The organism is Vibrio sp. 1580 (assembly GCF_033340055.1).
Genome location: NZ_JAWOVT010000029.1, coordinates 1 through 10643, shown reverse-complemented (window position 1 = coordinate 10643; position 10643 = coordinate 1). Strand labels below are relative to the sequence as shown.

Below are 10643 nucleotides of genomic sequence, written 5' to 3'. Positions count from 1 at the left end.
GCTTCACCTACATCGTTACGTCAGGTGGGGTGTCAGAGTCCACCACGGTGAACGTCGATGTGACGCCAGTCAATGACAAGCCTGACAGTGAGGACTTTACGCATGTGACTGACAAGCCTGTGACGCAAGTTGTATTTGATACTGATACGAAACCTTTAGGTGATGGCGACTCTCAAGATCATATCGCGGATGTTGAAGACGACTTAAAAGGCAACGATCTACATGTCCGAATTACTGAACTGCCAACCTCAGGTACGTTGTTCTTTAAAGATAGTGATGGTGAGTTGCACGAAATTAAAGAAGTAAGCGATACGCTTTATGACAAAGACAGCCTTTACTATGAAGCTGATAATGTTGGCTTCTTATTAGGTATCAAAGATCGTCCAAATACGCCTAATGGCTCGGAATCTACAACAGATTTCAATAACTGGGGATTAAGTGAGGATGGTGGTTCATCACATTCCCGTACTGAGCATTTAGCCAATGGAGCTTCTATCACCATTTCTTCTGATAGCGGTGAGCTTGCGCAGTACAACCGCCAGGTGTCACACATCGGCAATGGTATCGCTGACAATGATGGGCAGGGTATTGAGAAAGGTGAAACGATTACGATCGATTTGTCTAATAATCCTGTGGGCAGCGTAAACCTTGGCTTAGATGGATTAGGTGGATTGTTTGATTACGGTGATGACAACGCAGCACTTATTACGGTTACATACTTAGATTCAAATAATGTCCAACAGACTCAAACGTTCGAGTTTTTGAAGCCTGAAGGCAACTTCATGCTATTCCAAGAAACAAGCGTTGGTTATGGGAAAGATCTAGCTCTTCCTGAAGGTTCGGTCATTACTCAGTTAGATTTTTCTACGAAAAATGAAGGTAACTGGGAGTTACGTTATGTAGAAGGTGTTCCTGCCGAAGACAGCTTTGGATATGTGGCAGTCGACTCTGAAAATGGCGTTAGCGATCCATCTACAGTCAACATCGTTAACGAAATGTTAGATGGTAATGTTGCGGAAAACGGGCCAAGTCTGTCTGTGGTCGGTGATAGTATGACCGAGGGTGACAATATCACGTTCTCGGTTGTTTTAGATGAAGTCACCAGCACTGCTGTTAAGTACCAAGTTGATATGCTTGCTCAAGGTTCTTCAGTTGATAAGAATGACATAAATCTATCGAATGCAACCTACACAAATGGTGTTGTTTTCTTAGGTGGTTACTTGATTGTTCCAGCAGGTATAAGTAGCTTCGAAATATCGATTCCGACTATTGATGACTTGGTTGTGGAAAGCAGCGAAACGGTCGTTCTTGAGCTCGGAGGTGAAACGGGGACGGCAACAGTTCTTGATAATGATAGTACAGAACTTAGCGTAATAGATGCTGGCGATGTAATTGAAGGAACTGACGCAATATTTACCGTTTTACTCTCTAACCCTGTTCAAGAGGCCGTTGTCGTCAATCTGAAGTCAACAACAAATGATAGCTATACTGCGGAAGATGTTGATCTAGGCACTATGGTAGTGACCTATGTGGATACTCATGGTCAAACTCAAACATTAGATATAGCGCCTAATGGAGACGTTACTATACCTCCAGGTGTCGCTGAAATTAAAGTCGCAGTCCCGACCAAACTAGATAATGTCCATGAAGGTGATGAGAGCTTTGGTCTGACGGTTACGGAAATCGGTAGTGTCAGCAGTAATGGTATTGCAACTGGTAACGCAAATATTGTGGATTCTGATCCTGCACCTTCAGTTAGTATTAGTGCCGATCAAAATAGCGTAAATGAAGGTGAAACGGCAGGCTTTACGCTGACACTTGATAAAGTTGCAGATGAGAGTGTTACGGTTCATGTCGAATATAGTGGCGTGGCCCAAGATGGAAAAGATTTTGTTGGCGTTCTGAGTGTTGAAGTTCCTGCGGGTCAATCTTCAGCTGCTCTTGACTTACTGACGGTCACCGATGGTATTTATGAGGGCGCAGAATCTTTCACAGTAACCATTAAAGAGGTGGATGGCGCTGATGCGAGCATTGCTTCAAATAACAGCGCAAGTGTTGTGATCGTTGATGCCCAAAGTGCACCGAAAGTGACTATTAGCTCAGATCAATCCTCAGTTGATGAAAGTAGTGATGCAAAATTTATCGTCAACATTGACCAAAAAGCAGATGAAGATGTACTGGTAACATTCACAATCGGAGGGAATGTTGATGACAAAGATTATATTGCTCCAAGTAAGTACACAGTCACGATTCCAGCGGGTAAAACGTCGGCGCCGATTGATATAAAAACTCTCGATGATGGTATTTACGAAGATCTTGAAAACCTAACCGTGACTCTAATTGATACGGTTGGTGCAGATTCGACGCTTGCAAGTGACTCGAATGAAGCAACAGTCTCTATTATAGATGCTCAGCACGCTCCAGAGTTTATTTCTGGCGGCGATAGTGCTGGTGACAAACCAAATGATGATGTTTACGACTTCGGGTCAGTTAACGAAAACACGGTGAGTGGGGCCGTTATCGGCACGGTCGTTGCTGAAGATCACGATAATGACGTGCTTGTATACCGCTTTGCAGATGGCTCGAGCACTAATGGTATTTTTGATATCGACCCGACAAGTGGAGAGATTTCATTGAACAAGACAATCGATGATGTTGACTTGGGCGATTATACGCTTCAGGTTGAGGTTATCGATGGAACTGGCGGGATTGATACTGCCGAGGTAAATGTTTCTCTGGTAAATGTGAATGATGCTCCTGAATCTTCGCCTTCAGTGGTTGAGATGAATGAAGATACTCAAGTGATGCTTGATTGGTCATCATTCGGTATTAGCGATGTGGACTCTGATGTATCAGATCTCTCCGTCCAAATTACAACGCTTCCTAGCGATGGATCATTAGAGTACAGAGATTCGCAAGGCGATTGGCAGTCTGTACAAATCGATCAAGTCCTCGATAAATCGCTTTTTGAGGAAAACGGTGTTCGTTTTGTACCTGAATTAAATGAATCAGGCAGTGACAGCTTCGGCGGAAATCAAGTCGGAGATCAGGAATCTAGTTACGCTCAAATTGGTTTTAAACCGACAGATGGGCAGAGCTCTGGTCAAGAGTCGACACTGACAATAGACGTGAACCCTGTAGCTGACAAACCGAACTTAATTGCAGTGACGCCATTAAACTCATTGCCTCAACAAGAGTTTAACGTTACGACATGGAGTAATGTTCAAATTGGTTCTAGTGATGGTATGGGGGTCAATGGAGAGACTCTAATCTCAGCGATCAACGCTCTTAATGAAGCCGATGGTACTCGATTGAGTTGGGCAAATGTGGAAGATTTAGGGACTCATGCAACCTTGGCAAATGAGGCCGTTCTAGTCACATCTCTTGTTTATCTCGAAGCTGGCTCGAGTTACGACTTTGTTGGGCAAGCAGATGATAGCCTTGCTATCAAGTTGGGTGGTACGTTACTTGATCAAGCTCGTTGGGGGAGCGACAGTGGTGATATTAAGGGTGCTAGCTTTACCCCTTCGGTATCTGGCTTTTATCCAATTGAAATCTATCACCATAACCAAAGTGGTCCGGGTAACTTTAATGTGGATGTATCCATTAATGGACAAGCGCCTGTCAATCTGAGCAATAGTAGTCTTTACGTAGTTAGTGATGAAAGTGCACTAGAAGCAACTGATATCAGAGCGTCTGAACTACAAGAAGTTAATGGTGTTGCGTTTTACGAAACATACCAGCTGAACGAAGGGTTACAAGATACAGCGATACCGCTCTCTGAAATTAAAGCAAGCTTAAATGATACAGATGGCTCTGAATCACTTAAAGTCACGCTAACTGGCTTACCTGTAGGTGCGATCCTTTCAGATGGAAATAGTTCTATTACTGTCGCAACTATTGATGAAGAACTGGACGTGACAAGTTGGGCATTAGATGCACTTACTGTGACTCCACCTGCGGGCTCCCATGATGACTTCACTATCAATTTGACTGCAACGAGTACAGAAAGCTCGAATGGTGATTCAGCAGAATCTAACTTGGCGATCAATGTTGTAGTACATGAGAACTTACCGACGGAAACGGAAAGTGATTTGGGCGAAACCATAGAAGACAATACTCTACAAGGGAATTTATTGCTTAATGACTCTGACGGCGACAATATTCTGATGGTAGATCATCTTACTATCGATGGTGCTGATTACGAGGTAGGCGAAAGTGTTTCTTTGACTAGTGGTACGTTACTAGTAAACCGAGATGGTAGTTACATATTTGAACCTGCTGAGCATTGGTCAGGTGACGTTCCATTAATTAGCTATACCACAAATACTGGCGTAACAAATACACTTGATATCAACGTTGCCGCAGTTGCAGATGCCCCTGCGATCACGATTAATGTTGGAGAGTTAGTAAAAAGAGATGCTGTTGATCCTAATCACCACTTAGCTACATCGGCAATAAATAATACCAATACCGAAAATGAGGCTGTCGCAGCCAACCTTGGGTTGGATAATGCAGTACCTAAAATTAATACACACGCTGGTGTTGTGTTGGGAGTCAATACTGACTTAAGTGACACCGACAGCTTGTTTGTTGGGACAGATTTCAACGATGTATTCTATGGTGGCGGTGGCGATGACGTATTTGTTGGCGGTGGTAACAATGATACGTTTTATGGTGATGACGCGACCAGTCTTACTCTGCATGATGGTAAAGATACAGTCTACCTAACAGGGAACTTTGATGACTACAAAATGACCTTCAAAGACGATCATGGCGGTAAAGTTCCATATTGGATTTTATTAGATAGTCGTTCTATCGATTCGGTAAACGATCATACAGGTAGTGATGACCGAGGTGATCATTTATATGAAATTGAACGCGTTGTTTTTGCAGACAAAATTGTTGATTTGAAACCTGATGGCACTTATGAAGTGCTTCAAGATCGCTGGATTTCGGTCGATGTGGATGTTGATCTAGTTGATGTCGATGGAAGTGAGGATTTAGCGCAGACTGCTCTTGTACAAGATCTACCAGACGGTGTTGACGTGTATGTTGATGGGCTCGCAATTAAGCAAGATTCAAATGGAGATTACCCTGTCACTCTTGGTACAGATGGTAAGCTTTCCCTGGATATCAGAGTGCCATTCGATTATGAAGGCAGCTTAGAGTTCCCGCTAAGCGTTACTGCTACGTCTGTTGAAGGATCAAATAATGACGCAGCTTCAACAACTGAATCCGTTGAGCTTACAGCTCGTGACTATGTGTTGGAGTCGGGATCACATGGGAATGATCAGATAACGGGTAGTGACAATCACGATATTATTGTTGGTGATGTTCAAGGATTGGAGATCATTGCAGGTCAGGACTACAACATCGCATTTGTTCTGGATACTTCAGGGAGCATGGGTAACTGGGTAGGAACTGCGAAGCAAGAAGTGCTAGACGTGTTTGATGAGCTGTTAAGTGCGGTAAATCAAGGAGAGAAGCCAGGGACAGTGAATATTCACCTTAGTGAATTTGCTTCAAGTGCATCAGCGGTGATTTCTGTTGACTTGAGTTCTCTTACGGCAAGAAAAGAGTTTGTAGAAGAGTTGAATCGTGTAATTGATGATGAGGGTTCTGGCGGCACAAACTATGAGGCGGGCTTACAGTCGGCCGTTGAATGGTTCAGCAGTCAACCTAACCCTAATGGCCAAAATATCACGTACTTTGTTACGGATGGTCAACCAAATAGAGCAACATACCTCTATGGTGTAGCACCGAGTGAATTCTCGAAAGTGATTTTGGACGTCGATAATTCTGGCAAGCTTGTTACCCTGCAAGATATTGCGAGTAAAAACAATTACTCATACGGACAAACAGTTACCTACAAAGGTGATGTCGTTATAGATAGTTACGGTAAGGTTTATTCACCGCTAACAGGAAGAATCCTTGGCGATATCGACAGATATTATGGCTCTATCCGTTATTACGATGAAGGGAATAGCTCGACACAAGCTCAACACATGTATCAAGTACTAGCGGCATTGTCCTCTATAGAAGCGATAGGTCTTGGGAGTGGCGTTGATGAACATACACTCAAGCAGTATGACACTGATGGTGTGGTAGAGTCAGATATTGATGTTACTAAGCTTGCTGAAACGATATTGGGTCAAGATGTACCTCTCAAACAAGGTTCAGACACTATTCAAGGAGGTGAAGGTAACGATATCTTGTTAGGTGACTTAATTGAGTTTGGTGGTAATGAACAAGGCTTAAGTGCGATTCAATCACATGTGGCGCAGCAAACGGGTCAGGATGTGTCTACCGTTGACGGCGAAGATATACATGAGTACGTTAGAAATAACTTGGAAGAATTCAACCAAACTCACCAAGGAGATAAATCGGATAATTTATATGGCGGCGCTGGTGATGACTTACTATTTGGTCATGGTGGCAACGACATACTCGTTGGCGGTGAAGGGGATGATATTCTGATTGGTGGTTTAGGTAGTGATACTTTAACAGGGTCAGAAGGGGCCGACATCTTTAAGTGGAGTGAAGTCACTAACGATGTTGATACTGTCACTGACTTCAATAAAAATGAAGACGCTCTAGACTTCTCAGATCTGTTTGACGACTTATCTAAAGATGAAATTGGAGAGCTTCTTAATGATCTTCAATCAGGTGATCATACTGGTGATGTCGGAGAGTATCATGTAGAAGTGGCACCAGACGGGGGATCTGAGGCAAACCTGAGTATTACAAAAGGGAGCTCGACATTGGACATCCATTTTGACGGTGCAAGTGTTGATGATGTGACTCAAAGCTTAATTGCGAGTTTAGAAGCTCAGTACAAAGACATGTAGTAGCGCTAAACTGTAGTCAAATTTAAAATCAAAAAAGGTCTAGCAATTTGCTAGACCTTTTATTTTTACGGTCTGTTTATTGTTGTGCTAGCTTTTTGGAAGTGTTGTGAAAACGGTCCATTCTTTCTTCACTTCACCCTTGTGGCCAATCACTGTTGCGGTTACTCGACGGTTCAATGCGTGACTAACTTGGTCTGTACCTTGTGTCGCAAGTACTGTGTCTCCATAGCCGACAATGGTAACTCTATCTCCACTAATGCCATTCTTCATGAGCTCTTTTCTAACGTTTTCAGCGCGGCGCTTAGATAAGTCAAGATTATGTTCTGCAGTACCAGTGCGACTAGCATAACCTTGAATCTCTATAGACGTGTTCGGGTACTCTTTCAAAAAGTCGGATAGTTTAAGAATTTGTTGCGTAAAGATAGGGTTGATCACATCGGAATCGTTCGCAAATAGTACTCGAATTTGCATTTCTTGTGAGGAGTCAACGTACGAACCACAACCGTCGTTGTCTATTTCGGCACCCAAAGGTGTACCCGGGCACAAATCTCGCTCGTTAATGACTCCGTCAGAGTCATCATCTATATGATCAGCCCACTGATCGGCAATTGGGGTATCTATGTAATCATATTCATCACCACGATCTGATGAACTGCATGCGGAGAGCATTAATGAGAGTGTAATAAAAGCTATGTGTTTCATAATTAATACTCCACTTCTTCTAGCCATTCTTTAGGCATTTCAACCCTTAATGCACTCAACAGTTGCCCAGTTGCGTTCATCACTCGATATTTGGCGTACTGCTCTGCGTATTTAGAATCTAAGTAGTCTTTACGCGCCTCAAAGAGCTCGTTTTCAGTGTTCAATAGATCAAGCAGTGTTCGTTTACCGATGCGATATTGCTTCTCGTAAGCAATTACGGTTTCAGACGCAGAGTCTACATGATCTGATAGAAACTCTTTTTGTTGTAATGTTAAATCAAGCGCACTCCAAGAAAGCCTTAACCCTTCTTCAACATTGCGATAGGCACCTTCACGCAAGTCTTTTGCTTTATTTAGCTGGTAGGCAAAGTTTTCTGAGTTCGCTGCATCACTGCCACCATTGAATAGGTTGTAGCGTAGACGCAGCATGGCAAGTGTCTCATCACTTCGACCTTTTAAACCATCAGCGTCGTTACGCCATGTTTGCGAAGCTTCAATTGAAATGGTTGGGTAATTAACACCTTTAGACTGTTTGTATTGAAACTTAGCCGAGTCTACGTCTGCGAGCGCCACTTGAATAACGGGATGAAGTTCAAATGCCAAGCCTACAGCTTCATCAACCGTGTACGGGATAAAGTTTTGGTCCGCTCTCGGAAAGATTAACCCTTGTGGTGTTTGACCGACTAAACGAGTGAACATCGTGTGAGAGTCATACAGGTTATTTTGAGCAGCAGCTAAGTTTCCGTGTGCTTTTGCCAAACGTGCTTCTACCTGCGTCAAGTCAGCAGTAGAGCCGATACCCGAGTTGACTCGTTTTTTAATGTCATCGTAAATATCTTTATGAACAGCAAGGTTGTTTTCTGAAAGCTTTAGGACTTCATACGCTTTAACAGCGTCCAAGTACACTTTAGTCACTTCAAGTGCCTTATCTGAAGCATCTGCTAAGAGTTGAAATCTAACAGATTCAGCATCAGCTGCGGTTCGATCAATATCATTTAATGTAGCGCTACCATCCCATATTAGTTGGGTCAGTGTCACTGAAGCTTCCTTTCGAGTGTAATCCGTGTCTCCTCGACCAACTTCATCTGACGGGTCTAATCCTTCATATCCAATTCCAGCATCTAAATCAACAGAGGGGAGGTAAGCACCTGATGAAGCTTCATTTATGTACTTCTGGCTCATAAACTCGTTAAATGCACTCTTAATATCGGGGTTATTTTGTAGCGTCTGTGCAACCGCTTGCTCTAGAGTTTGACCGAAAACTGGTGAAGACACTATTAAGCAACAGCAGGCTATATGTACTCGATTCCATCTCACGTTAGTTCTCCTAAAATCATGTCGCTCTTATTCTGTTTCATATTTGAGACGAGAAGTTACAAACAATGAATTTTCTTAGTGCGTATTATCAACTTGTTGATGTTTAAATGTTTAATTCAATAAAAAACAACAATCTTACTCTCTAAACTCTAGCATACGAGTCAAAGCTTGCTTGGTAAGTGGTCGATTTTTTCGTAGAAAACCTTTTTATCTTAAGAGCATAGCGGAAACTGGTTTAAATGAAGGCAAATTCTTCGGTTATTTTCCTTATTACTCTCAAAAAACTAAATCCTCTTGGAATAAAACGAAAAATTCATATTTTGTCTAAACTATAGACGTGTTTAGTGCAGTAACAAGCCTTTAATTAAACTAATACAAGGATGAAGAGCATGGATCGAGTAGCGTTAAGTTCATTGATGAGCAATGTCGTGGTTATAGGGCTTGATGGGAACCTGAGAAGTCTTGAAAGTGGTCAGCTACCTCAGCCTGGTGAATTAATTATTGAGGAAATTTCTGATACATCAGAATTAATTGTACAACAGGTAACACCGCAAGGTAGTTCAATTAACGTTACTGATGATGTCACTGCGCTAATCGAGGCTATCGCTAGTGGAGAAGACCCTACTGCTCTTGGTGAGGATTTTGAGCCAGCTGCAGGTGAGGAAAGTGGTTCTAGCCCCCAAAATACTGGTGCAATAGATCGTACTGGCGCTGAATTGTTGGCTAGTACGAATTTTGAGACCGTCGGTATTGATGGAATCGGACTATCTACAACTCAAGCACTATCTTTGTTGGATCTTTTCAGAGTAATTAATGGCCCTGTACCACCGACTATCTTAGTTCAAGAAATATCTAGTCCGACTATCAACGAAGGTGACCAAGTTGTATTCGATATTACTCTAAGTCAAACAACTGAAGACAACACTGATGTCATTCTTTCTCTCCTTGATGGAACCGCAACAGGCGGCTCAGCTGACGAGAACGGGAGTGACTACGTCAATGAGCGTGTCCTCATAACATTTTCTGATGGTACAACAGAAGAAGTTTCAGTCGGTGAAAGCGGAACCTTTACCATTTCGATCCCACCGGGTGAAAGTGGCTTTACGGTCTCTATAGACTCTATTGACGACTCTATATTTGAAGGCCCAGAAACGTTTACGCTCTCTGGCACGACAGAAGAACAAAGCACACCTGTTACTGGGACTGCCACTATTTTAGATGATGGTAGTGGACCTGGCTCAAATCCTGATGATGATCGCCCAGCGGTAACGATGAGTGATGCAGGTACGGTTAATGAGGGCGAGACAGCGAATTTCAAAGTGACGTTGTCGAACGCCTCCGAGTCCAATGTTCAGGTCGAGCTAGGCCTGAACTTAGGTGACACCGAAGTTGGAGACTTAGGTACCTTAGAATACAACACAGGCTCCGGTTGGGTTGCAGTGCCAAATGATGGCGTGGTAACGGTGCCAGCTGGGCAAACTGAGTTTGATGTGCGCATCGCTGCCATTGATGATGCTGTTTATGAAGGCCCAGAAGATTTCAGTGTCACGGTAACCGGCATTGGCGCAGTACAAGGCAGCGATACCGGTACGGCAACGATTGTGGATGACGGCAGTGGCCCGGGGCCTGATCCGGATGATGACCGTCCAAGCGTGACTATCTCAGACGCTGGCACCATCAATGAGGGTGAGACAGCGAACTTCAAAGTGACGCTGTCGAATGCCTCCGAGTCCACTGTTCAAGTCGAGCTAGGCCTGAACTTAGGTGACACCGA

4 protein-coding genes are annotated in these 10643 nt (G+C 43.3%); 2 read left to right on the top strand and 2 right to left on the bottom strand.

Features of this window, described 5'->3' with window-relative positions; genetic code table 11:
• Positions 1-29: 29 nt before the first annotated feature.
• Positions 30-6851: a Calx-beta domain-containing protein gene (locus tag R7093_RS23435; RefSeq protein ID WP_318146836.1), complete on the top strand. Its 6822-nt coding sequence runs from the start codon at positions 30-32 to the stop codon at positions 6849-6851.
• 87 nt (positions 6852-6938) lie between these two features.
• Here R7093_RS23435 and R7093_RS23430 read toward each other — a convergent pair whose 3' ends face one another.
• The gene (locus tag R7093_RS23430; RefSeq protein WP_318146835.1) at positions 6939-7553 is read right to left on the bottom strand and encodes an OmpA family protein; all 615 of its coding nucleotides are present in this window, start codon (positions 7551-7553) and stop codon (positions 6939-6941) included.
• Between the two features lie 2 nt (positions 7554-7555).
• A complete protein-coding gene (locus tag R7093_RS23425; protein ID WP_318146834.1) occupies positions 7556-8869 on the bottom strand; it encodes a TolC family outer membrane protein in 1314 nt (437 codons plus the stop codon).
• A 389-nt stretch (positions 8870-9258) separates the two neighbouring features.
• Between R7093_RS23425 and R7093_RS23420 the strand changes: the two genes are divergently transcribed.
• The coding region (locus R7093_RS23420) for a Calx-beta domain-containing protein (RefSeq protein ID WP_318146833.1) at positions 9259-10643 on the top strand (1385 nt) is incomplete at its 3' end.

Excerpts from the sequence above, each read along its gene's own strand:
- R7093_RS23430 (WP_318146835.1), bottom strand. The coding sequence starts at position 7,553 with ATGAAACACATAGCTTTTATTACACTCTCATTAATGCTCTCCGCATGC.